Origin of the sequence: Streptomyces sp. NPDC007896 (genome assembly GCF_042959425.1) — a bacterium.
Classification (GTDB): domain Bacteria; phylum Actinomycetota; class Actinomycetes; order Streptomycetales; family Streptomycetaceae; genus Streptomyces.
Window position 1 is genome coordinate 76,438 of sequence record NZ_JBIBKX010000012.1, and the last position, 23,504, is coordinate 99,941.

Here is a 23,504-nt window from a genome sequence, read left to right on the forward strand (position 1 = left end):
GTGCCGCGCGCACTCCACGGACGTACCGAGCACGAACCGGCCGTCGCGACGGCCGTAAGCGGGGAGGAAACCCATGAAGATCTTCCAGCCGATGCTCTTCGTCGGCCTGGGCGGCACCGGTGGCCTGGTCGGCGCCGAACTCGAACGCAAACTGCGCGCCGAGCTGTGCGGGCCGGACGGCGTCGCGCTCAGCCACCTCAGCGGACACGCCCCCTACCAGCTGCCCGACTGCCTCCAGTTCGTCTACGCGGACTACAGCGAGTCCGACCTCCAGCGCCTGCCCCAGTTCAACGTGGACCCCTCGCTGCGGGCCGCGTACGCCCGTACCTCCCGGGCCACCCACAACCTGCTGCCGAACTTCGACGCGTCACCCGAACTGACCAAGATGCTCCGGGCGAGCCTGCGCGACGAGGTCGCCGACTGGTTGCCGCCGCGCATCGACGAACCGAAGGTCACCCCACTGCACAACGGGGCGGGCCAACTGCCCACCGTCGGACGCGCCGCCCTCTTCGCCACGCTCCGGCACAGCCTCGCCCCGGTCCTCGAACCGCTGCTCCAGGCGATCGACGCGATCGCCAAGTCGGCCGGTGAACTGGCCGAGCTCGGCGGCGGCAAGGTCAACGGCTGCGACGTGTTCATCGCCTTCTCGGTGGCCGGCGGCACCGGCGCCGGGATCTTCCTGGACTATCTGCACCTGATCAACCACGCCTTCCAGCTGCGCCGCTTCGACGGCGTGAAGATCTACCCGCTGGTCGTGATGCCGTCCTCGTTCTCCTCGGCGGGCGGCGGCGGACGGGAGGCGGAGCTCAACGCGGCCCGCGCGCTGGTCGACCTGTTCCGGCTGGTCGACGCGCAGAACGCGCCGAGCGAGGGGACGGAGATCGGCGACCTCGACCTGGACCTCGACTCCGGGCTCGGCATCCGCTACCCCGGCACGACACCGATCCGCCTGCGCACCGGCATCCTGCCCACGGCCTTCCTGTTCAGCCCGACCGCCGGCATCCGCCAGGACGACCTGCGCCGCTCCATCGTCTCCCTGGTGATGTCGCTGATCGGCACCGAACTGGGCGACAGCCGCCCCCGGGGTCGGGCGACGGCGACCGACGACGACTTCCAGACCTTCGCCGCGAGCTTCATCAACCGCGGTGTGCACCGCAGTGCAGTGTCCCCCACCGGCATCGGCCGGCAGGGCGTCTCCACCAGCCTGGTGGCCTCCATGACCGCCCCCATGGACCAACTGGCCGACCTGGTGGCGGGCCGGCTGTTGCGGGAGGCGGTCACCGACCTCGTGGAGCGGCCCCGTACCGCGCTGCGCGACAACGCGGTGCCGCTGATCCGGCAGCTGTTCGCCGACTCCCACCTCGAAGAGCTGTGGGAACGCAAGCAGTTGGACCTCCCGGAGCCCGATCCGCTGCCACGCGGTGGCAAGGCCATCGAGCAGGCGCTCGGTGAACGCCTCACGGACATGCAGCGGCTGCTGTCCGACCTCCAGTCCTTCGCGGACCGGCAGGCCGCCTCGATGGCCGACCGTTTCGCCCCGCGCCCCGCCATCGACAAACTCCTCCAGAGCGTGGACCCCTTCCTCGCCGAACGCATCGTCAGAGGCGTCCCGGGCAGCGACGAACCGATCGCCCGGCTCGGCTTCCTCGGCATGCTCGACAGCCGCTCCCGCGCCCCCCAGCGCCCGCCGGGCGTGACCGACCAGCCGCCCAAGACCCCCAGGATCAAGGGCCGGCTGGCCGGTATGTCACCGGCCCGCTGGGGCGACGACGACGTGCAGGCGGCGCTCCAGGAGCAGGACCTCTGGTACCAGTGGCGCAGCCGGACCGTGTGGCACGAGGCCTGGCGGGAACAGCAGCAGCAGTGGCAGCCCCCGGCGGCCACCGCCGGGGCCGACCTCGGACGCCTGGTCAACGCCTTCCGCAAACACTCCGACCAGGAGCGCAAGGTCTCCGCGCAGAAGGGCCTCGAACTGTACGAGGACCGCACCGGGATCTCGTATCTGCTGCCGCCGCAGCGCACCCTCAACCACTTCTACGAGGACGTCGTCACCCGGCTGATCCGCCGGGAGGGAATGCGCGAGAACGACGACGAGGCCGCGCTCCTGCTCAGGATGATCGACGGGGACACCTGGCGCGAGGTCCACACCCTCAGCCGCCGCAATCCGGACAACGCGGTCGCGGTCGTCAAGGCACAGCTGGAGGGCCGCATCACCCGGCTGTTCGCGGAGAGCGGCGAACACCTGGAGGAACGCCCGCTGCTGCCGGCCATGGGCACCCTGCTGGCCGCCGCGGCGGGTGACGCGGACGCCGCCGACCAGGTCAGCAAGGAGGCGCTCGACCTGTTCGGCCGCAAGCTGACCGGGCTGCTGCCGGTGGGCTTCACCCCGGAGGGCACCGGGCCGCTGCGGGTCCTCGTCACCCACCCGCGCGTGCAGGCCGTGGAGGAGGTGCAGGAGTACCTCGGCAAGGCGCTGCGGCTGCCGTCCGACGCCAAGAACTCGGTGGAGTACCGGGGAGTGGAGAGCGACTCCGTCACCGTGGTCCTCTTCCGCAGCGAGATGAGCCTCACCCAGGTGCCCGAAGCCCGCAAGGTGCTGCGCCAGTGGGCCAGGGCGAAGGACTCCGAGCAGGCCCAGGACGTACTGCGCTGGCGGCAGCGGCTCGGCTACCGGGACAGCTGGATGGTCAGCAGTGAGGAGGACCGCCGCGTCATCCTGCACCGGCTGCTGTGCTGCATGTGGAACGGCCAGGTCGACGTGGTGGACGGCGACCCGGCGTCGCCGGAGCGGCTGAGGCTGCGGCTGTTCCCCGAGAAGGGCGCCCATGTACCCGGCGTCCGGTTGCGGTTGGGGGACTTCCCCGGCGGGGTGTCGAGCTGGGCGGAGCTGCTGCGGTCGTACGAACGCTGGACCGTTCTCGACGACGAACGGACCGTGGAGGACTACTGCCGCGAACTGATGGGGACTCAGCCACTGGGTCTGGCCAGAAGCGCGAGCGAACCGCATCCGCTCTTCGTCGAACTCGTCGAGAAGACCGCCCCGCGTCAGCTGGAACTGCTGGCCGACCGCCGGCAGCGCGGCGGCGAGCGGGTCGAGGGATGGGTGCGCCCGCTGTGGGAGTTCTGGGCGAAGACACTGCCGGCCGCACTGGACACCGAGTTCGGGGACCAGCGCGCCGTCCAGCCCACCCTGCGCACGCTGCTGGAGCACGTACGCGGCGGAACTCCCGCGCCGCGCGTCGGCAAGGAGTTCCCCGAACCCCGGCGCGCCGTGCCCGATGAAGACGACTGGGGCACCGCACCGCGCGCCTCCTTCGACAAGTACCCGAGCGGCACCGAGGACCGTCCGCGCCGCGCGTCCGTGGACGACTACGACGACGGGTACGACGCCGATCGCGCCGATCGCGCCGATCGCGCCGATCGCGCCGAACGCGGTGATCGGGGCGATCGGGGTGACCGCGCCGACCCGGCCGATCGCGGTGACCGGGGCGACCGTGTCAACGGGCGCTCCGGCGGCGCCGACCGGCCCTCGGTGCCCTGGGACGAGCCCGGTGACCCCGGCCCGTACGGCGACGAAGGCGAGCGCGAGCGCTCCCGCCGCAACCCCTGGGACGGTGACCCGGAGTGAAGACGTCCGAAGACCTCGGCACCGTCATCCAGCTGGACCTGCGCAGCGGCGCGGCGGAACTCGACACCGCCAAGGCCCTACGGGCCAGTGTCGCCCGGCAGTTGGGCCGGGCCGGGCTGCCCGAACCCGACGACCCGCTGTTCCTGGTGGTCGACACCCCGGCCGGGCTGACCGACCACCGACGGCAGTACGAACTGCTCACCGCCTACCGGGCCGTGGGCGAGGTCAGGATCCTGGTCCTGCTGGTGGGCAGCGCACCCGGTTCGTACGCGGGTGAGGACGAGGCCTTCCAGCCCGACCGGCGCCTGGTGCGGCCCGCGGTGCTGCGGGCCTCGGGCACCGCCCTGCTGTGGGCGGGCGATCTGCGCTCCGCGCGCACGGCGCTGGAACAGCCCGAACCCGACGCCCCGGAGGCGCTCGCCGTCCTGGTGGACGTGCTGTCGGTCCCGGACGTCTATCTGAAGGTCCTCGACGGCCTCGGGGCGCTGCCCGACGCCGTCGCCGCGCCCGGTGTGCGGCTGCTGGAGCAGGACCTGCCGCTGGAGGTGCGCGACCGGGCCTGGCGCGACGCGCTCCTCAGGTTCGCGGGTGAGGACAGCGAACTCGCCCCCGACCTGCTGGTGACCGCCTCCTCCGGCGCCGATCTGCCGGAGCCGCTGCGGAGTCTGGTGGCGGGCCGGGGCGGCCGCGACCAACGGCACCGGGAGCCGGGCGGCGTGGCGGACAGCACGTACGCCGCCTGCGCGCAGGCCCTCGACTACGCCGAGGACGCGCTCGCCGGACTGCGGTCCCTGCCCGGGCTGTTGTGGGCCTCCCGCAGGCAGGCGTTCGAGGCGGACCTCGACCAGGCGCACCAGGCGCTCGACGAGTACCGGGACCTCGTCGGCACGGCTCTGCGCGGCGGCGGCTCCGGTACGGCGCCGTCCGCCGCCGAGACGGCGGCCCGGCTCGGGGCCCTCGGTCTGCGGGTGCCCTCGGCCGAGGGCATGGGGGAGCGGATCGGCGAGGGACTGCGGGAGTTCGCCGGAAAGCTGCTGGGACAGGGGCTCGCCCTGCGGTCCGTGGCCCAGCGCTTCACCGGGCTGGCCGGGCGGGTGGAGCCCGTACCGGGTTCGGCACTGGTGCGCAAACTCGCCGACCACTCCACCGAAGCGGTGTCCCGGCGGCCCGCCGTGGGGAACGGCCCCGTGGCCACGGGGCGCGGCGCACTGCCCGCGGCGGCCGCGGCGGGGCTCCTCGGCGCCCTGTGGCGGGGGCCCCTGACGGCGCTGGCGATCGCCGTCCCGCTGGTGTTCGTCGCGGTGGCGCTGCTCGGCGCGTCCAGGCTGCGGGGCGCGGGACGCCCCGGCCGCTGGGGCTGGGGACCCCGGGCCGCGGCACTCGGCGGCGCCGCGGCCGGTGTGGCGGTGGCGTACGCGGTCGAGCTTCCGCTCTGGCTGAGCGCCGTCGGTCTGCTGGCGGGCCTCGGTGTCGCGGTGGAGACGGCACGCCGGCTGTGGCGCGCAGCGATCGACTCCTGGGCGGCCTTCCACGCCACCACCGCGCTGCGCAAGGCCCTGGACGGGCTCGACGCGCTGCTGGCCGAGGCGGTCCGTGAACACTGGGCCGTCGAGGAGCGCCTGCACTGCGCCGACGCCGCCCGGTCCGTCGCCGGCATGCTGCGGGCGACGGCCGCCGCCGCGGCCGCCGAGGCGGTGCCCGAGCCCGAGCGGCCCACGGTCACCGGCGCGTCCGCCTCCGAGCCGCTCGACGCGGACGACTGGCTGACCAGCGCCTCGGTCCTGGAGACGGACGCGTTCGCGGTGTCCGACGACGGGGACAGCGACTGGGCGAGCGCGTACGCCTGGCAGGACGGGGCTTCCTGGAGCGAGCCCGGCGAGCCCGGCGCGCGGGGCGAGTTCGCGGAGTCCGCCGGGCCCGCCGACCCGTGGGCGGACCGCACCGCGGGGGTTCCGCGCTGGCTGGACCGCGAGAGCGGGGAGGGCGGACCGGAGCTCGTCGCCGCCCTGGCCGGTGATCTGACGGACGCCGCCATGGTGGCGATGGGGCCCTACTGGGGTGCCGTCGAGCGCGGCCAGGCCGGCGCCCTCGCCGTCCGGCGCACCGAGGAACGGGTCCGCGACCTGCTCTCGACGGCCCGCCGCCACCTCCAGCACAACGGCGTACTGGCCCCGCCCCCGTTCGCCGCCGATCACCGCACCCGGGCCGGCTCGGCGAACCTGCTGGGCACCGACCCGCGCCGGGTGGCCGACCTGGTCGGCACGGAGGCGGACCGGCAGGCCGTGGTCCAACTCTCCTCACCCGAACAGGGAACGCTGCTCAGCCGGGACCCGGCGGCCGCGGTGTGGATCAGGTTCGCGCCGGAGGCCGTGCGCGACGAGGTCGAGAAGACCTGGCGGACCACCGGCTGCGTACCGCCGGAGCAGACGCTGTGGACCTCCACGGGACGCTACGCCGGCCTGGTCCGGCTCACCCCGCTGCGGATGGGCGTGGTGGACACCGTCCGCTCCCGCCAGAACTCCCCGGCCGACGGGCTCGACCCCTACGACCGCGAGGACGCGGACGACCACGAGGACGGCGACAGCTGGTGACCCGCACCCCGCATCCCGGCCCGGCGCACCCGTACGACCGAGAGGACGGCAACCGCTGGTGACCAGCACCTCGCACCCCCACCTGACGGAGCCGGACGGTCCGCGCTGGAAGACGCTCGCGTTCACCGTCCCCTCGGGCCGGCGCCGGGTCGCCCCCGTCCGCTTCGGCCCCGAGTCCCGCCGCGATCCGCTGCTGCCCCAGCTGATCCGCAACGGACTGCTCGACGACGAGGGGCAGCAGTGCGTCCAGGTCCGCCTGAACGCCACCGACGCGGCGAACCCGGCCGCGCGCGCCCTGCTCGACGCGGAGGCGGGCACCGCCCTGCAACTGCACCGAGCGCTCGACGACACGGAGTACACGGCGCTCTTCCCGAGGATCGTCGGCTACGAACTGGACGCGGCCGAGCCGTTCCTGCTGTACGCCGCGCCGCGCGGCACCGCCATCGCGCGTACCCATGTGATGTCCGCGACCGACCAACGGGTCCTCACCCGCGACCTGATGCTCGCTCTGTGCCTGCTCGACAGCCAGGAGCTGGTCCTGCGGGGCATCTCGCCCGCCACCGTGCTCTGGGACGGCGCCTCGGTCCAGCTCTGGGGACTGGAGGGGGCGGCCCGTACCGGACGGCCGAGGAGCCGGTGGGGCCGGGCGCCCTACTGCTCGCCCGAACAGCGCAGGGGTGAGGGGCTCGTCGACTCCCGGGACGCGGTGTGGAGCGCCGCCCAGGTGCTCTACCAGCTGGTGACGGGCAGGCCCGGCCCCGGTGACCGGGCACCCACCGACCTCGGCGAACACCGGGTGCTCGCCGAGACGTTGCGGGGCGCCTTCGCCCCGCTGGCCGCCGACCGGCCGACCCCCGCGGAACTGCTCGACCTGCTGGCACCGGGGGCCGCCCGGCGTGTCACGCTCACCGTGCCCGCCGACGAGACCCGCGCGCACCGGGAGGCGTTCGAGCAGGCGCTGCGCCTCAAGCAGCAGGCGCCCGTCACCCACCAGGAGTCCAGGACACCGGCCGGGCGCAGCAGCGACGGCCAGGTGCTGTGCCCGTACTGCCTGGAGCACATCCAGCTCGACCTCGCCTCGCTCTTCGTCACCGACAGCAGGATGCAGTACAAGCCGCTGGACGTCTCGACGATCGGCAACGCCCTGCGCCGCCAGGACGTCATGCGCGGCGCCGTCCAGAAGTGCACCGCGGACCGGGACTTCCCCGAGCACTTCATCCCGGTGCCCTACCTCACCTACGGCCGCCCGCTGACCGTCGCGATGGTCGGTCAGTCGTCCACCGGCAAGAGCCATCTGCTGACCCAGATGATCGCGGAGATCACCGACGGCGGCCTGGAGCCGTTCGGCCTGAAGTGGCAGTCCGTCAACCCGGAGCAGCACGCCCGGTTCGTACGGGAACGGGTGCAGCCGCTGCGCAACGGCAAGGTCCTCGACCACACCGGCGCCCTCGGCCTGGACGGCTTCGCCCGCTTCGTGGAGTCCCTCCTCATCACCGACGCCCACGGGCAGGTACGGCCGGTCGCCTTCTTCGACCTCGGCGGCGAGGACCTCGTACGGACCGACGCCGCGCTGCGCTTCCTGCTCGGGATCGACGCCCTGATCTTCGTCGTCGACCCGGCGCTGGCCCTTCCGCTGCCGCATCTGGACCACGCCAGGGAACGCTGGGGTGTCGAGGTGAACCGGGACGGCGACCTCGCCTTCGGCACCGTCCTCGACCGGCTGCCGAAGAACGGACCGTATCTGGACGTGGCCGCCGCGATGGTGCTCGGCAAGGCGGACCTCCTGCGGTTCCAGCCGCCCGTGGACCGGTGGCTCGGCCAGGCACCGGCCACCTCCCTGGACCCCGAACGGATGCGTGAGGAGAGCCGGGACGTGTACGGGCTGCTGCGACAGCACGCCGGGCCGGCCTGGCTGCGTCCCTTCGACGCGATCCGCCGCTGCACCCTGCATGTCGCGTCGGCCACCGGCGGCCAGGAGGACCAGGGCCGTTATCCGGCGGGGGCGGGGCCCCGGCGGGTGCTGGAGCCGCTGCTCGCACTGCTGGCGCTGCAGGGGATGGTCGAAGTGCCGGGCGGCGCCGAGGCGTTCGCCGTGGGAGAGGCGCCCGCGTTCGAGGCGGTGCCGTCGGGGAGGGCCGGACGAACCGGGGGAGCGGTGGGAACTGTGAGGGAGACGAAGTGAGTGACTTCGGGGATCGGAGGAGTCCGGCCGCCCACGGGGAACAGGCCGGCGCGCACGGGCCGGGCGAGGGCGGCACCGGAGGCTCGGTGCACCAGGTCGTCTTCCGGTGGGACGGCAACCAGGGCCGCCAGGGCACCGGCATGAAGGCCGTCGCCCATTCCTGCTCGGCCGGGCGCGCCGAGGAACTGGGGCGGGAACTGGGCCCGCTGCTGTGGGTGTCCGGTACGGCCGCCTCGCGGCAGAGCGTCGTACGCACCCTGTCCCGCGACGGCGACGTCATGCTCGTCCAGCGCTGGCCCACCACGGACCGTGGCGGCCGGCCCAGCACGATCAGCCATGTCCTGATCGGTGACCCCGCAACCCTGAAGACCCGCCAGTGCCTCGGCCTCTCCTACGGCGGCTGGGGCAGCCGGGAGTCCGCCGAGAAGGCCTCCGGACGCCAGCGCGTGATCGAGTGCGCGCAGCTCGACGCGCTGGCACGCAAGCGGCTCCCGGCCATGCTGGAGCTGCTGCCGGCGGTCAAGCGCGCGCTGATCCTGGTCGCCGCGGAGTGGCTGCGCGATCCGGCGCAGCGGGTGTCGCTGCTCGCGGAGGACAAGGGGCAGCCCGGCTGGCCGGACCAGGACGCCGTGCCGGTGGCGTATCTGGGGCTGTTCCTGCTCTTCGGCCCCTGGCTGGGGCAGGAGTGGACGTTCGCCACCCACGACACGGTGGACACCCATCAGCTGCGTCTGACATGCGTCCCGCGCTGGGAGCCGGACGCGGGCGGGGCCGGTCCGCTGGCCCGGGTCATGGGCCGTCGGGTCACGCCCCAGTTCGAGCACAAGGCGGCGGCCCGACTGGTGGACCACCTCCTCGACCACCTTCTCGCGCACCCCGAGGCCGCCCCCGGGGTGCCCCAGCTGGTCGAGGAGCTGGCCGGCGGCGCGGAGCTGGAGTGGACGCGGCGGCGCGTCCTGCTGAACGAGATCCTCAGCACCGACCGCCGAACCGGCACGCGTACCGACGCGCCCGCGCCCCGCTCTGCGGAACCGGGCCCGGTCGGGGAGGGGGACGAGGACCAGGAGCGGGCCGGGACGACGTCCGCGACGCGGCCGCCGAAGCCGTACGCGTACCCCGACCCGTACCTCGACCCGCACGCGGATGCGTACTCGGACCCGTATCCGGACACGTATGGAGACCCGCATTCGAACGCGTATGCGGACCCGGCGCCCGCGGATTCTCCCGCCGCGGATTCTTCCCCCACGGCCCCTGCACGCCCCCCGCGGACGCCGGTCCAGACGCCGGTCCAGACACCGGTCCAGACTCCCGCCCACGAGGCGTACGGGCTCCACGAGGACCTCCGTGACCATCGGCGCGGGAACCACATGCAACGCCGTCTCCTGGCGGCGCGTCTGCGCACCCTGCCCGACGAATTGCTCCTGGGCGAGCTGCGCTCCGCCGATCTGCCGGCGGAGTCCGTGGAGCTCCTGCTCGACGAGCTGGGGACCGACCATCGCGTCCAGGAGCGCCGACCGGAGACGCGGCACGACCTGTGCGCGGAGGTGCTCCACAACGGCCTGTACTTCACGCCGTACGGACAGGGACCGGAACCCGTCTCCCGGACGGCCATGGTCACCCGGGCCGCCGACCTCTTCACCTGGGCCGTCGCCCCGCTGGCCCGGGACGAACGCTATCTGCGCGATCTGCGCGAGCTGCTCCACCGCATGACCCGGGACAGCCACCCCACCGGGGGCAACTGGCTCCGCCAGAGCATCATCGCCCCGGCGAACGGCCGGGTTCCCGACCTGCCGCCCGTCCTGTGGCAGCAGATCCTGCGAGACGTGCTCAGCCGGGGCGAGCGAGTCCCCTCCGCCCCTCAGTCGCCCCACGCCGTCCCGGCGCCCACGACGGCCCCGGAACCCTCCTCCACCCCGCCGAGACCCCCCACCCTCACGTCCCGGCTCTCCGACCTGGCGAACAACCCGGGCTGTGTGATGGGAGCCGGCTTCGGCGTGATCGCCGTACTCCTCACGATCGTCCTCATCGCCCTGTGAACACGGGCCCGCCTCCCCGCCACCGGCTGTCCGGGCGATCATGCGTCCTCGGTGTGTCCGGGGCGGGGCAGGGCAGGAGTGGGGAGGGCCATCGCTCGGGTGGGCCATGGCCGCTCGGGATCACCAGTGCTAGAAAGGTCACATGGCGAATCGTTTCGCCGGTTTTCGACGCTTTTCACTCAGGCCACTGGTCAGCAGGAGCCCGCGAAGCGTAGCCGGGCAGGTGTTCGTACTTCAGGTGGCCTTGGTCGTGCTGCTCGTGGCCTGCGGTGTGTTCGCCCTCGCCCTGCAGTCGGAGCGGGACACCACCGCCGAGGCCAAGCGCCGCTCCGTAGCCACGGCGGAGACCTTCGCGCACTCTCCCGGGGTCGTCGCGGCACTGCGGACCCCCGACCCGAGCAAGATCCTCCAGCCGGCCACCGAGGCGGCCCGCAGGGCCGCCGGGGTCGACTTCATCGTGGTCATGAACACCAAGGGCATCCGCTACACCCACCCCATACCGAGCCTGATCGGAAAGCGGTTCGTGGGCACCATCGGGCCGTCGCTGGCGGGCAGGGTCTACACGGAGAGCGTCCACGGCCCGCTAGGCCACGAGGTGCAGGCCACCGTCCCCATCAAGGACACCGGGGACAAGGTGGTGGGCCTGGTGTCGGCCGGTCTGAAGGTCAAGAACGTGACCAGTGAGGTGAACCGGCAACTACCGATCATCCTGGGCGCCGGGGCCGGGGCACTCGTGGTGTCCACCGGGGTGACGGCACTGGTGGGCCGACGGCTGCGACGGCAGACCCACAGCCTGGCCCCGGACGAGATGACCCGCATGTACAGCCACCACGACACGGTGCTGCACTCCGTACGCGAAGGAGTGCTCATCGTCGCCGGCGACGGGCGGCTGCTGCTGGCGAACGACGAGGCCAGACGGCTGCTGGAGCTGCCCCCCGACGCCGAGGGGCGGCTCGTGTCGCAGCTGTCGAACCTCGAACCCGAGACGGTGGAGCTGCTCGTCTCCGGGCGCGAGGCCACCGACGAGGTGCACTTCGCCGGGGAGCGGCTGCTGGCGGTCAACCAGCGGCCCACGGGGCGCGACGGAGGCATCGGGGGAACGGTGGTGACGCTGCGCGACTCCACCGAGCTCCAGGCGGTCACCGGCAGGGCGGAGGTCGCACGGGAGCGGCTCAAGCTGCTGTACGACGCCGGACTCGGCGTCGGCACCACCCTGGACGTGCGGCGCACCGCCGACGAGCTGGCGCGGGTCGCCGTCCCCCGCTTCGCCGACTTCGTCACCGTCGACCTGGCCGACGCCGTGCTGCACGGCGAGGAGCCGGCCCCCACGGCGACGGACCTGCGACGCATCGCCGTGTGCGGCATCCGGAACGACCATCCGCTCTACGAAAGGGGCCGACTGATCGACTTCGTGCCCTCCACGCCCCAGGCGCGCGGCTACGGCAGCGGCCGCTCCGAACTGGTGACGGACCTGTCGACCGCCGTGGGCTGGCACGCGCAGGACCCTGAGCGCACCAAGGAGATCGTCGACTACGGCATCCACTCCCTCATCGCCGCCCCGATCCAGGCCGGCGGTGTCGTGCTGGGCGTGGCCAACTTCTGGCGCGCCAAGCAGCACGAGCCCTTCGACGAGGAGGAGCTGTCGCTGGCGGAGGAACTGGTGGCCCGTGCCGCGGTCAGCATCGACAACGCCCGCCGCTACACCCGCGAGCACGCGCTGGCGGTCACCCTCCAGCGCAGCCTGCTGCCGCGGGCCCTGCCCGAGCAGAGCGCCCTCGACGTCGGCTACCGCTACCTGCCCGCCCAGTCGGGCGTGAGCGGGGACTGGTTCGATGTGATCCCCCTGCCGGGCAGCCGGGTGGCACTGGCCGTCGGCGACGTGGTCGGCCACGGGCTGCACGCCGCCGCCACGATGGGGCGGCTGCGGACCGCGGTGCACAACTTCTCCACCCTCGATCTGCCCCCCGACGAGCTGCTGAGCCATCTGGACGACCTGGTCGGCCGGATCGACCAGGACGAGCGGGACACGGATGCCGCCGCGGGCGTCGTGGGCGCCACCTGCCTGTACGCGATCTACGACCCCGTGACACGCCGCTGTGTCATGGCACGTGCGGGGCACCTGGCGCCCGCGCTGGTCCACCCCGACGGAACCGTCACCTTCGTGGACGTGCCGACCGGGCCTCCCCTCGGCCTGGGCGGCCTGCCGTTCCAGACCGCCGAACTGGACATCGCGGAGGGCGCCCAGCTCGTCCTGTACACCGACGGACTCATCGAGGACCGCAGACGCGACCTGGACGTGGGCATGGAACTGCTGCGCGAAGCACTGGCGGGGCACCCCGACCGGTCGCCCGAGGAGAGCTGCCAGGCCGTGCTGGACGAGCTGCTGCCCGGGCGTCCCAAGGACGATGTCGCCCTGCTCATCGCCCGCACCCAGGGGCTGCCGCCCGACCGGATCGCCGACTGGGACGTGCCGCTCGACCCGGCCGCCGTCGCCGGGATGCGCGGCACCGTGTCCCGGAAGCTCGACGAGTGGGGGCTGTCCGAGCTCGGCTTCAGCATGGAACTCATCCTGAGCGAGCTCATCACCAACGCCATCCGCTACGGCTCCGAGCCGATCCACGTGCGGCTGATCCACGACCGTACGCTCATCTGCGAGGTGGCCGACAGCAGCAGCACCTCGCCGCATCTGCGCTATGCGGCGACCATGGACGAGGGAGGCCGGGGCCTGTTCCTGGTGTCGCAGATGGCCGAGCGCTGGGGCACCCGGTACACCCCCCAGGGCAAGGTCATCTGGGCCGAACAGGCACTGCCGCGGGTCACCGGGCAGCCCCGCCCGTGAACGCTTTCGGCAAGGATCGAGCTGGGCGCCTGTCGAGGCGCCGTAGTCGTTGCGAGCGGGGTGTGGTGGACGCCCCGCAGCCCTGTTGAGCGCGACCAACACCGGCACCACACCCTGCGCCTTCGACGGCTACTCCAGCATCGATGTGATGGGTGGTCGGCTGTGTGGCCACGTGGTCGGCAGCACTACAGGCCGCAGCAGCCAGAACCACGGTCAGGCTGATGGCGAGGACCGCCGCGGTCCGCCGTGCCATGAGAACTTCCCCCCGGTGAAGCCATCCCTGTGAAGGCCGGGTGCGCCCACCTTGACGACGTGCGGGCACGCGGCCCGGCGGCACATGGATTGGCCCGATACGGCCGTGAAGCGGCTTGAAATCGCACAACCCCCGGCGCGGTGACGGGCGTCACACGGCTCCATGTCGCGATAGGCCAGTTTCGCTGTACCGGTGTTGGTTGCGGGGATGGCCGCGAAGTCGCGGTTGCCCTAGCGTGCACGCCGGCCATCCTCATCGGGCACATCCGCCGGCAACTGCAAGCAGTCCTGCTGGAACATTCTCACGGCCGTGGACGACGTCACCGTCGACCTCGCCCGCAAGAAGCTCATCATGGCCTCCGGAGCCATGCTTCCGTCCGTGATGATCAATCTTCCCGGCGGCGGCGACAAACTCGACGCGTTCTGTCTGGGCTTCAGCGACCGCATGCTCGCCCTCACCGGCCTGGAGAACACCATGGCCGCCACCTACAAGAGCAACCTGCAGAAGTACCTCAAGGACGCCGGCCGGCGGGCAGCCGCTCGAGTCGGCCACTGAACCATGGACGTCATCGCGAACTTCCTCTTCCTCGCCGTACCCGCGCTGCTCGTGCTGGGACTGTGGAGCAGGCCCCTGTTCACCGGCCGGTGGAAGACACCCGGCTGGTTCGTCGTGACAGCCGCGCTCTGCTTCGTCACCACCGTCGTCACGTGGATCATCGGCGGCCTCTCGGGTTCCTCCCTGGACGCGGAAGAGTCCTGCCACGCGGCCGGCGCCACCTACGACCGCTCCTACCGCTCCACGCACTGGCAAGAGCCTTCGCGATGGTTCCCCCTGCACGACAAGTGCAACGCCACCTACGACCTGGTCCCGGCCTGGGTCAACCCGGCCCTGGTGATCCTGCCCCTGCTGGCCGCCATCTGCCTGGGCCTGGCCGTACGACTGGCCGTCGTCAACCAACGCGTCAAGAAGGGCACAGCGTGAACGAGCTGACCAGGCGCCACTTCGTCGGTGCCACCGCCGGGTTCGCCGGAGCCGTCACCATCGGATCACTGGGGGCGTCCCCGGCCTCGGCCGCCGCACGGGAGACGGCCTGGACGGGGCACCGCTCCGCCAACGGCTGGGAAGTCCTGCCCGAAGCGAGGAACTTCCCGATCGAAGGCAGCGACCAGTCCGTCCACCTCGCCGAAGGTGACGCCGCGACGATTCTGCTGTACGTCGCGCGACGCTTCCACTACGAGATCGACCAGCTCCGCGAGGGTGACGTCAGAGGTCATCGGACCTCCCGCCGCATCCGCGAGCGTCACGAGTCGAACTACCTGTCCGGCACGGCCGTAGAAATCAGACCCCAGGCCTACCCGCTTGGTGTCAAGGGCGGCTTATACCCCCCGGAGATGATCGTCATCCGCGACATCCTCGCCGAGCTGGATGGGGTCCTGGCGTGGGGCGGCGACTTCAAGACGCCCAAGGAGTCCCACTTCGAGATCGCGTACAAGCCCGGCCACCCCAAGGTGAAGGGCGCCGCCCGGAAGATCGAGGGCTGGAACACCGGCCCCGGCAACGAAGGCGCGGGCGCCACCGACGCCTTCGACCCCGGGCGACAGTCACGCGCGACGTCGTTCGCGTTCCGTAGCGCCGCCACCCGCGCCGCCTAGATCCTTCCGGGCGATCATGATCGGACCCGCGGCGCGGACCGCAGCGGTCGCTTCAGGTATGAGTTCGGTATGAGCCCGATGTGGCGACGGCGATGGCGGTGAGTGCGCTGCCAGGGCGGGGTCGGCGTGTTCGCACGGGTCTCGCGTCGGCCGTGGCTCTGCCGGCCACTCTTACCGAAGGTGAACGGCGTGTTGGTGGCGGTGACCGCGGCGGGCGTATGCTGTGCGCTGTTTGTTTGAGGCACCTCGTTCGGTGAGGCGTCTTCACGGACACAGGCCACTGACCCGACGACGTCGAGAGACGCCCAGGTTCAGGACACCTCTCCCCGACCTAAGGGGTGAGGCCAAGTGGCTTCCCGCCCGCAGGCGGGATCACGCCGTGGAGTGCCAAAGCTCTGACGAGTTGGGGTGAACCAGGAGCATCGCGTCCTGGTCCGCTCCTTGCCGAGTCGTCGCGACACCTCTGCGGTGTCCCCGGCCGGAAGGAGGCGAGAGATGGACAGTAGTCCGGGCCATAGTCGGCCCCATCCCACGTTGTCCTCGTCGTTCTCGCCGTCCTGCCGCGGCACGAGGCAGCCGATCACTCCCTGACCACCGTCCGGCACCGTCGCCGGACGCCGACGCACACCTACCCGTCCTAGCGGTCGGCCTGTGCAGATCTCCTGGTCAGGGCACTTGGTGCTGCCTGGTGCCGCCCGGTGCCCCGTCGTCTTGTCGGGGCAAGGGGGTGTTCACCTTGACCACCAACACTCTGCTCATGTCCACCACCGCCCGCCTGCGCGGCCGCCGCGTCCAGCTGGAACGGCGTGCCACTGCGTCCAAGGCGGTGCGCGCGTCCCTGGTCTCGCTCGCAGGTCTGATCGGCGGGCCGGTCACCAACCAGGCCGGGGAGGAAGTCGGCCGGGTCGTCGACGTCGTCGCCCGGCTCTACGGCGCCGACCCCTACCCGCCGGTGACCGGCCTGGTCATCCGAGTCGGCCGCCGCCACGCTTTCCTGGCCGCCGACACCATGGAGAAGGTCCACGCCGGGCGGGTCGCCCTGCGCAGCGCCCGTCTGGACCTGCGCGAGTACGAGCGCCGTCCCGGTGAGGTGCTGCTCGCCCGCGACGTCCTCGACCATCAACTCGTCGACGTCGACGGGGTGCAGGTCACCCGTGCCGCCGACCTGTATCTGGCCCCGCTGGCCGACCGGGTGGTGCTGGTCGGGGTGGATGTCAGCCTGCCGACCTTGTTGCGTCGCCTCGGGCCGCGCCGGTGGCAGGCCCGCCCGACCCCGGAGCGGGTGCTGGACTGGCAGGCCATGGCCCCGTTCGCCGAACACGCCACCGACGGCCCCGCCCAGGTCCAACTGCGCGCCTCCCGGAGCGCGCTGCACCGGTTGCGCCCGGCCGACCTGGCCGACCTGCTCGAAGACCTCGGCCGGACCGAGCGGCAGCAGCTGCTGCACATGCTGGAGCCCGCCGCCGCGGCGGACGCGCTGGAGGAGATGGAACCGGCCGAGCTGGAGAACCTGCTGCGCGAGGCCGACCCCGCCCACGCCGCCCGGTTGGTGGAGGAGATGGAGCCGGACGAGGCCGTGGACGCGCTGCGCGACCTGCACGAGGACGAGCGCGAGCGGCTGCTGGAGCGTATGCCCGCCGCCGAGGCCGCGCACCTGCGCCGGCTGTTGGCCTACCCGGAGGACACGGCGGGCGGTGCGATGACCACGCTGCTGGTCACAGCCCGACGCGAGCAGAGTGTCGCCGAGGTCCGCGCCGTACTGGCGGCGCAGTCCGAGCACCGTACCGAGATCGACGCAATCGCCGTGGTGGACGACGACGGCCGCCTGGTCACCGACATCGCGCTGTTCGACCTGGCGGTGGCCGAGGACACCACAAAGGTCGCCGATCTGACCGGCTGGCTCGCCCAGTTCGGCCCACCCGCGACCGTGCACCCCGACACCCGCCTGGCCGAGGCCGCCGAACAGCTGGTCGCCGCCCGTGTCTCCTCCCTCCTGGTCGTCGACGACCGGGAGCGTCCGCTGGGCCGGATTCTGGCCGACGACGTCCTCGACACCCTGCTGCCCGAGCGCGGGCGCCTGCACTTCCGGAGGTTCCTGCAGTGACCCGCGATCTCGACACCACCGCGGCCCCGCCGGTCTCCGCGACCGCCCCCGGCCCCCGACGGCGGGGCCTGGGGCGCCTCGCTGTGGTTGCCGCCATCGCCGGGCCCGGCCTCGTCGCCGCGAACGCGGGCAACGACGCCGCCGGGATCGCCACCTACGCCTCGGCCGGTTCCCAATTCGCCTACGGCACGCTCTTCTTCATGGTGCTGGTCACCATCGCCCTGGTCATGGTCCAGGAGATGGCCGTACGCCTCGGCGCGCACACGGGCAAGGGCCTGGGCGCGCTGATCCGCGAACAGTTCAGCCTGCGACTGACCGGGCTGGCGGTGTTCTGTCTGCTGCTGGCCAACACCGGGCTGGTCGTCAGCGAGTTCGCCGGGATCGGCGCCGCCTTCGAACTCCTCGGCGTGCCCAAGTGGGCGGTCATCCCGCCGGCCGCGATCCTGCTGTGGTCACTCGTGCTGTTCGGGTCCTATCGGTGGGCCGAACGCATCTTCCTGATCATGTCGCTGGCGTTCTTCGCCTACCCGATCGCGATGATCCTCGGCCACCCGCACTGGGGCGAGGTCGGCAAACACCTGGTCGTCCCGCACATGGAGCCGAGCAAGAGCTTCATCCTGCTGGCGGTCGCCCTGATCGGCACCACGGTCAGTCCGTACATGCAGTTCTACGCGGCCGCAGGCGTCGTCGACCGCGGCGCCAAGCCCGAGGACTACAAGCTCATCCGCGCTGACGCCGTCCTCGGCGCCGTCTTCGCGTGCGTCATCAGCCTGACCATCATCATCGCCACCGCCTCCGCCATCGGCGGCACCGGCCCGCTCAACTCCGCCGCCCAGGCCGCCGAAGCCCTCAAACCGGTCGCCGGGCAGAACGCCGAACTCCTCTTCGCGCTCGGCCTGATCGGCGCCTCCGCGCTGGCCGGGGCGGTGGTGCCGCTGTCGGCCAGCTACGCCATAGGAGAAGCCGCCGGGGTGGAACGCTCCGTCTCCCGCAGCTTCCGCGACGCGCCCCTGTTCCTGGGCCTGTTCACCGCGCAGATCGTCCTCGGCGCCACGGTCGCGATGACCCCGGTCGACGTCATCCAACTGCTCATCGGCACCCAGGTCCTCCAAGGACTGATCAGCCCCATCGTGCTGGTCTACCTGCTGGTCCTCACCAACCGCCGCTCCCTGCTGGGCAAGGCGGCCAACAGCCCGCGCTACCGCATCGCCGCCACCACGGTCGTGGTCGGCGTCGCGGGGATGTCCACCATCCTGCTCGTCCAGACCGTCCTGGGCTGGTTCGGCCTGGGCTGATCCCCACCCTGAGAGGAAGTCGGGTCATGAAGAGGTACGGCCCCTACCTCGTGGCCACCGCCGTGCTCGCCCGGCTCACCACCATCGTGCTGCTGATCGCCCTCGATCCCCAGCCCGCCGCCCCCTGACCCCGCGCCCGGCCATGCATGAGGTCAGCCCCCCAAGGGCTGGCGGATACGAGGCGGTGATCTTCCGCGCGTCTTCGTTCTGGGCGACACTGAGAGGACGGCGGTGTATCCGGCAGGCCGGAGCCGATGACGATGACGTTGCGTATGTCCGTCCCCGTGCTCATGCCTGGGGCTCCGGCGCGACCTCCTTGATCAGGCCTTCGATCAGCACCTTGATCTCGTCCCGGATCGGACGTACGGCCTCGACGCCCTGGCCCGCCGGGTCCTCCAACTGCCAGTCCAGGTACCGCTTGCCCGGGAAGACGGGGCAGGTGTCGCCGCAGCCCATGGTGATGCAGACGTCCGACTCCTTCACGGCATCGACCGTGAGCATCTTCGGGACCTCGGCGGAGATGTCGATGCCGACCTCGCGCATGGCCTCGACGGCGGCCGGGTTGACGCCTGTGCCCGGGTTGGAGCCGGCGGAGCGGACCTCGACACGGTCCCCGGCCAGGTGGGTCAGCCACGCGGCGGCCATCTGGGAACGGCCGGCGTTGTGGACACAGACGAACAGCACGGAGGGCTTGTCGGACATCAGAAGTCTCTCTTGTCTCACGACGACATCAGGCGCCACTGATATCAGCGCCTGCTGGTGTCAGTCGCCACTGATATGAAAGTATCAGTCCATGCTGACGTCGGTCGACACTGATCTGATCCGGGTTCTGGCCGACCCGCTCAGACTCCGGATCGTGACCTTGCTCGCCAAAGAGGCGCTGTGCACCACCCACCTGGTGGAGGAGACCGGTGCCCGGCAGACCAACCTCTCCAACCATCTGAAGGTGCTGCGCGAAGCCGGGTTCGTCGAGACGGAGCCGTGCGGCCGGTACATCTACTACCGGCTCAAGCCCGACGTCCTCGCCTCACTCGCCGGCCAGTTCGCCGACCTGGCCGAGTCCGCTCGCACCGCCGCCGCGAACAAGAGGGCCTGCCCATGACCCCTGCCGAAGCCGCCCCGACCGCCGAGTCCGCGACACCCGCTCCCACACCCGCCTCCGTCGGGCCCGCGCCGGGTGCCACCCCGCCGCGCACCCCCCTGGTCGCCCGGGCCGCCGCCGAACTCATAGGCACCGCGGCGCTGGTGGCGGTCGTGGTCGGCTCCGGCATCCAGGCCACCGAACTGACCAAGGACGTCGGCCTGCAACTGCTGGCCAACTCCACGGCCACCGTCTTCGGCCTCGGCATCCTCATCCTCCTGCTCGGCCCGGTCTCCGGCGCCCACTTCAATCCGGTCGTGACGCTGGCCGAGTGGTGGACCGCCCGCCGCGGCGGCGCCGGGGTCACCCTGCGCGAGGCGGCTGTCTATCTGCCCGCGCAGATCGTGGGCGCGATCGCGGGTGCGATCCTCGCGGATGCGATGTTCGGCGAGCCCCTCGTGAAGTGGTCCACACACGACCGCTCGGCCGGGCACCTGCTGCTCGGTGAGATCGTCGCGACTGCGGGCCTGATCCTGCTGATCTTCGGCCTCGCCCGCGCCGACCGCCTGCAGTTCGCCCCCGTGGCCGTCGCCTCCTACATCGGCGCCGCCTACTGGTTCACCTCGTCGACGTCCTTCGCCAACCCGGCGGTGACCATCGGCCGCGCCTTCACCGACACCTTCGCGGGCATCGCACCCGGCTCGGTTCTGGGCTTCATCGGCATGCAACTCGTGGGCGCCGTGGTCGGACTGGCACTGGTGGCCCTCATCTTCATGCCCGGACGATCGGCCGAATGAGCCACCAGACGCAGGTGGTGGTGATCGGCGGCGGCCAGGCCGGGCTCGCCGCCGGTTACCACCTACGCCGCCTCGGCCTCGACTTCGTATCCTCGCCGCCCGGACCACGCCGGGCGGCGCCTGGCAGCACGCCTGGGACTCGCTGCGCCTGTTCTCCCCTGCCGCGTACTCCTCGCTGCCCGGCCGCCTCATGCCGGCGCGGAGCGGCGAGACCTACCCCTACGCACAGCACGTGGGGGAGTACCTCGCCGACTACGAGGAGCGCTACGAGCTGCCCGTCGAACGCCCCGTGCGCGTCCTGGGCGTCCACCGGGACGGCCGGCTCCTGCGGGTGGAAACCGACTCCGGCACCTGGCACGCCCACGCGGTGATCAGCGCGACCGGCACCTGGTGGCTTCGAGCGGATGATGGACAACCTCGGCGCGATCTCCGGCCCGCCGCTCGCTCTCGGCCTCGTGGCCTGGCTCGGCGTGCAGTGGGCCATCGGCCTGTCCGTGATCCCGGGGCTCCTCGTCGTGGAGCGGCAACTGCTCGTTGTCCACCGGGTGCTGTCGGTGAGTCGGCGCAGGTCGGTCTCGGTGGCGTGATCGAGAAGCTGGTGGCACGCCGTACGGGCTCCCTCCATCTCCTCGTGGACGGCCTTGCGGTCCACCGCGGACTCGCTCAACGAACCCACCTCCGCTCTGCGGAGCGTGCTCAGCCCATGGCGCCGAGCATCTGCCCCATCGCCGCGACCACCGACGGTTCCACCCGGTAGTAGACCCAGGTGCCGCGCCGCTCGGAGGTGAGCAGCCCGGCTTCCTTGAGCTTCTTCAAGTGGTGGGAGACGGTCGGCTGCGAGACGCCGACGTCGGAGATGTCGCACACGCACGCCTCGCCACCCTCGTGCGAAGCGACCAGCGAGAACAGCCTCAACCGCACCGGATCGCCGAGCGCCTTGAACATCCGGGCGGTCTTCTCCGCCTCCTCGGCGGTCAGCGGACGCTCGGTGAGGGGCGGGCAGCACGGCGCCACGGCCTCGGAGCCCTCGGGCTCCAGCAGCGCCTTCGTATTCGACATGTATCTATGTTGACATACGTCGAACCAGGGCGGCGAGAGGCAGTTTGCCCCAGCCGAGAGGGCCGCGCCGCGACACGATTGCCCACTCCTCCGGTCGAATTCGATAGATGTCTATGTTGACGCCTGTCGATACAGATGCCAGGCTGGCCGCACAGGCCATCGACAAACGTCGAAGCAAAGGGGAACTCAGTGGCTGCGTCCATTGACAGCGTGCTCACCACCGACCAGCTGCCCGTCGTGGTCATCGGAGCCGGCCCCATCGGCCTGGCCGCCGCCGCCCACCTCATCCAGCGCGGCATCGAACCGCTGGTCCTGGAAGCCGGCCCCGCCGCCGGCAGCGCGGTACGGGAGTGGTCGCACGTGAGGCTGTTCTCCACCTGGGGCGAGGTCATCGACCCGGCCGCCGAGAAGCTGCTGGCGCCCACCGGCTGGGTCCGCCCCGACGGCACGACCTACCCGACCGGCGGCGACTGGGCCGAGCGCTACCTGCAGCCCCTCGCCGACCTCCTGGGCGACAAGATCCGCTACGGCGCCACGGTGACCGGCGTCGCCCGCGCCGGCCGTGACCGGATCGTCGACGCCGGCCGCGACGAGCAGCCCTTCACCGTGCACATCCAGTCCGCCGACGGCGCCGAGGAGCGGATCACCGCCCGCGCCGTCATCGACGCCTCCGGCACCTGGTCCACTCCGGGCCCCGCCGGCGCGGACGGCTTGCCCGCCCTCGGCGAGAAGTCGGCCGTCGGCCGCATCTCCTACCGCGTCCCGGACCTGAAGGACCCGGCCGTACGTACCCGTTACGCGGGTAAGCGCACCGCCGTCGTCGGCTCCGGCGCCTCCGCCTTCACCGCCCTCGCCCTCCTCGCCGACCTGGCGAAGAGTGAGGCCGGCACCCACGCGGTGTGGATACTGCGCCGCGGTATCGGCGCGAACACCTACGGAGGCGGCGAGGCCGATCAGCTCCCCGCGCGCGGCGCGCTGGGCCTGCGTGCCAAGGCCGCGGTCGAGGCCGGCCACGCGAGCGCGGTCACCGGATTCCGTACACAGGCTGTGGAACGCGACGAGGACCAGCTCGTCCTCGTCGCGGAGGACGGCCGCCGCCTCGACCCGGTCGACGAGGTCATCGTCCTGACCGGCTTCCGCCCCGACCTGTCCTTCCTCTCCGAGCTCCGCCTCGGCCTCGATGAGCGCCTCCAGGCGCCGGCCGCGCTCGCCCCGCTGATCGACCCGAACGCCCACTCCTGCGGCACGGTCTACCCGCACGGCGTGAACGAGCTCTCCCACCCCGAGCAGGGCGTCTACCTGGTCGGCATGAAGTCCTACGGCCGCGCCCCGACCTTCCTCGCCATGACCGGCTACGAGCAGGTCCGTTCCATCACCGCCGCCCTCGCCGGAGACCAGGAGGCCGCCGAACGCGTCGAACTCACCCTCCCGGAGACGGGGGTGTGCGGCGGCGCCGGCCTCTTCGACGAGCCGGAGAACGCCGAGCAGTCCGGAGGCTGCTGCGCGGCCCCCTCCACCCTCCAGATCGGCATCGGTGCTCCGGCCACCGTCTCCGGCGGCCGCTGAACTCCCCACCCACCCCAGGAGGTTCGCCATGACGTCCCGCGTACAGCTCGCCCTCCGCGTTCCCGACCTCGCCGCGTCCATCGCCTTCTCCACGAAGCTCTTCGGCACCGCGCCCGCCAAACTCCGCGACGGCTACGCCAACTTCGCCATCGCCGAGCCCCCGCTCAAGCTCGTCCTCATCGAAGGCACCGCAGGTGAGGCGACCCACATGGACCATGCCCTGACCCGGACCCGGACGGGCCTGGCCCGCTGAACCCAGCCGACGCACTTACGCCCATCGGTCACCATCGGTTCAAATAGCACCATGACCAGAGGCATACCGCGTGCGGGGGCACGAGGCCGTCAGCTTCGGCGGATCGCAGAGCGCAGAGCACGGGTGGGGCAACGAACCGCGCAACGCGCCGGAGCTCCGCTGGGAGCA

16 protein-coding genes, 2 pseudogenes and 1 riboswitch are annotated in these 23,504 nt (G+C 71.9%); of the genes and pseudogenes, 16 read left to right on the plus strand and 2 right to left on the minus strand.

All coding sequences use genetic code 11. From position 1 onward, the window contains the following. The first annotated feature begins 73 nt into the window (after nucleotides 1-73). The 10 genes from ACFZDJ_RS33705 (at nucleotide 74) to ACFZDJ_RS33750 (ending at nucleotide 18,580) form a co-directional block, all read left to right on the plus strand. Nucleotides 74-3,628 carry a tubulin-like doman-containing protein gene (locus ACFZDJ_RS33705; protein ID WP_391064522.1) on the plus strand — a complete coding sequence of 1,185 codons (3,555 nt, stop codon included), beginning with the start codon at nucleotides 74-76 and terminating at the stop codon, nucleotides 3,626-3,628. Further along, the gene (locus tag ACFZDJ_RS33710) at nucleotides 3,625-6,219 is read left to right on the plus strand and encodes a hypothetical protein (protein ID WP_391064525.1); all 2,595 of its coding nucleotides are present in this window, start codon (nucleotides 3,625-3,627) and stop codon (nucleotides 6,217-6,219) included. Before ACFZDJ_RS33705 ends, ACFZDJ_RS33710 begins: the two co-directional genes overlap by 4 nt. A 58-nt stretch (nucleotides 6,220-6,277) precedes the next feature. After that, nucleotides 6,278-8,401: a hypothetical protein gene (locus ACFZDJ_RS33715; protein WP_391064529.1), complete on the plus strand. Its 2,124-nt coding sequence runs from the start codon at nucleotides 6,278-6,280 to the stop codon at nucleotides 8,399-8,401. After that, entirely contained in the window at nucleotides 8,398-10,437 is a 2,040-nt protein-coding gene (locus ACFZDJ_RS33720) for a hypothetical protein (protein ID WP_391064532.1), read from the plus strand. The genes ACFZDJ_RS33715 and ACFZDJ_RS33720 overlap by 4 nt, the downstream gene beginning before the upstream one ends. Nucleotides 10,438-10,579: 142 nt before the next feature. Beyond that, nucleotides 10,580-13,276 carry a SpoIIE family protein phosphatase gene (locus ACFZDJ_RS33725; RefSeq protein WP_390934535.1) on the plus strand — a complete coding sequence of 899 codons (2,697 nt, stop codon included), beginning with the start codon at nucleotides 10,580-10,582 and terminating at the stop codon, nucleotides 13,274-13,276. A 562-nt stretch (nucleotides 13,277-13,838) separates the two neighbouring features. Beyond that, nucleotides 13,839-14,084: a hypothetical protein gene (locus tag ACFZDJ_RS33730; RefSeq protein ID WP_390934533.1), complete on the plus strand. Its 246-nt coding sequence runs from the start codon at nucleotides 13,839-13,841 to the stop codon at nucleotides 14,082-14,084. Between the two features lie 3 nt (nucleotides 14,085-14,087). Then, entirely contained in the window at nucleotides 14,088-14,510 is a 423-nt protein-coding gene (locus ACFZDJ_RS33735) for a hypothetical protein (RefSeq protein ID WP_384909731.1), read from the plus strand. Continuing rightward, nucleotides 14,507-15,181: a hypothetical protein gene (locus tag ACFZDJ_RS33740; protein WP_391064535.1), complete on the plus strand. Its 675-nt coding sequence runs from the start codon at nucleotides 14,507-14,509 to the stop codon at nucleotides 15,179-15,181. The genes ACFZDJ_RS33735 and ACFZDJ_RS33740 overlap by 4 nt, the downstream gene beginning before the upstream one ends. Nucleotides 15,182-15,419: 238 nt before the next feature. Further along, a riboswitch (M-box (ykoK) riboswitch) is annotated at nucleotides 15,420-15,596 on the plus strand. Between the two features lie 312 nt (nucleotides 15,597-15,908). After that, nucleotides 15,909-17,285, plus strand: coding sequence for a magnesium transporter MgtE N-terminal domain-containing protein (locus ACFZDJ_RS33745; protein ID WP_248297059.1), 1,377 nt, complete (start codon nucleotides 15,909-15,911; stop codon nucleotides 17,283-17,285). After that, nucleotides 17,282-18,580, plus strand: coding sequence for an NRAMP family divalent metal transporter (locus ACFZDJ_RS33750; RefSeq protein WP_385369603.1), 1,299 nt, complete (start codon nucleotides 17,282-17,284; stop codon nucleotides 18,578-18,580). The genes ACFZDJ_RS33745 and ACFZDJ_RS33750 overlap by 4 nt, the downstream gene beginning before the upstream one ends. A gap of 288 nt (nucleotides 18,581-18,868) precedes the next feature. Here the strand turns inward: ACFZDJ_RS33750 and ACFZDJ_RS33755 are convergent, their stop codons facing one another. Beyond that, entirely contained in the window at nucleotides 18,869-19,282 is a 414-nt protein-coding gene (locus ACFZDJ_RS33755; protein ID WP_390934530.1) for an arsenate reductase ArsC, read from the minus strand. Nucleotides 19,283-19,373: 91 nt separating this feature from the next. Between ACFZDJ_RS33755 and ACFZDJ_RS33760 the strand changes: the two genes are divergently transcribed. The 4 genes and pseudogenes from ACFZDJ_RS33760 to ACFZDJ_RS33775 all read left to right on the plus strand — a co-directional run bounded on the left by ACFZDJ_RS33760 (nucleotide 19,374) and on the right by ACFZDJ_RS33775 (nucleotide 21,045). Continuing rightward, on the plus strand, nucleotides 19,374-19,682 hold the full coding sequence (locus ACFZDJ_RS33760; protein WP_391064538.1) for a metalloregulator ArsR/SmtB family transcription factor: 309 nt from the start codon (nucleotides 19,374-19,376) through the stop codon (nucleotides 19,680-19,682). Further along, a complete protein-coding gene (locus ACFZDJ_RS33765) occupies nucleotides 19,679-20,458 on the plus strand; it encodes an aquaporin (RefSeq protein WP_391064541.1) in 780 nt (259 codons plus the stop codon). The genes ACFZDJ_RS33760 and ACFZDJ_RS33765 overlap by 4 nt, the downstream gene beginning before the upstream one ends. Then, a pseudogene (locus ACFZDJ_RS33770) lies at nucleotides 20,455-20,849 on the plus strand (FAD-dependent oxidoreductase); the annotation flags it as partial. The gene ACFZDJ_RS33765 and the pseudogene ACFZDJ_RS33770, both read left to right, overlap by 4 nt. Nucleotides 20,850-20,862: 13 nt before the next feature. Next, nucleotides 20,863-21,045 (plus strand): hypothetical protein, encoded by a 183-nt coding sequence (locus ACFZDJ_RS33775; RefSeq protein ID WP_390934616.1) that lies wholly within the window; start codon nucleotides 20,863-20,865, stop codon nucleotides 21,043-21,045. Between the two features lie 109 nt (nucleotides 21,046-21,154). Here the strand turns inward: ACFZDJ_RS33775 and ACFZDJ_RS33780 are convergent, their stop codons facing one another. Continuing rightward, complete coding sequence (locus ACFZDJ_RS33780) at nucleotides 21,155-21,517, minus strand: metalloregulator ArsR/SmtB family transcription factor (RefSeq protein ID WP_390934526.1); 363 nt, start codon at nucleotides 21,515-21,517, stop codon at nucleotides 21,155-21,157. A 189-nt stretch (nucleotides 21,518-21,706) separates the two neighbouring features. Between ACFZDJ_RS33780 and ACFZDJ_RS33785 the strand changes: the two genes are divergently transcribed. Together ACFZDJ_RS33785 and ACFZDJ_RS33790 are read left to right on the plus strand one after the other, a co-directional pair. After that, nucleotides 21,707-23,083, plus strand: a complete 1,377-nt coding sequence (locus tag ACFZDJ_RS33785) for an NAD(P)-binding domain-containing protein (protein ID WP_391064544.1) — start codon at nucleotides 21,707-21,709, stop codon at nucleotides 23,081-23,083. 28 nt (nucleotides 23,084-23,111) lie between these two features. Then, nucleotides 23,112-23,300: pseudogene (locus ACFZDJ_RS33790) on the plus strand (VOC family protein); the annotation flags it as partial. Nucleotides 23,301-23,504: the final 204 nt, after the last annotated feature.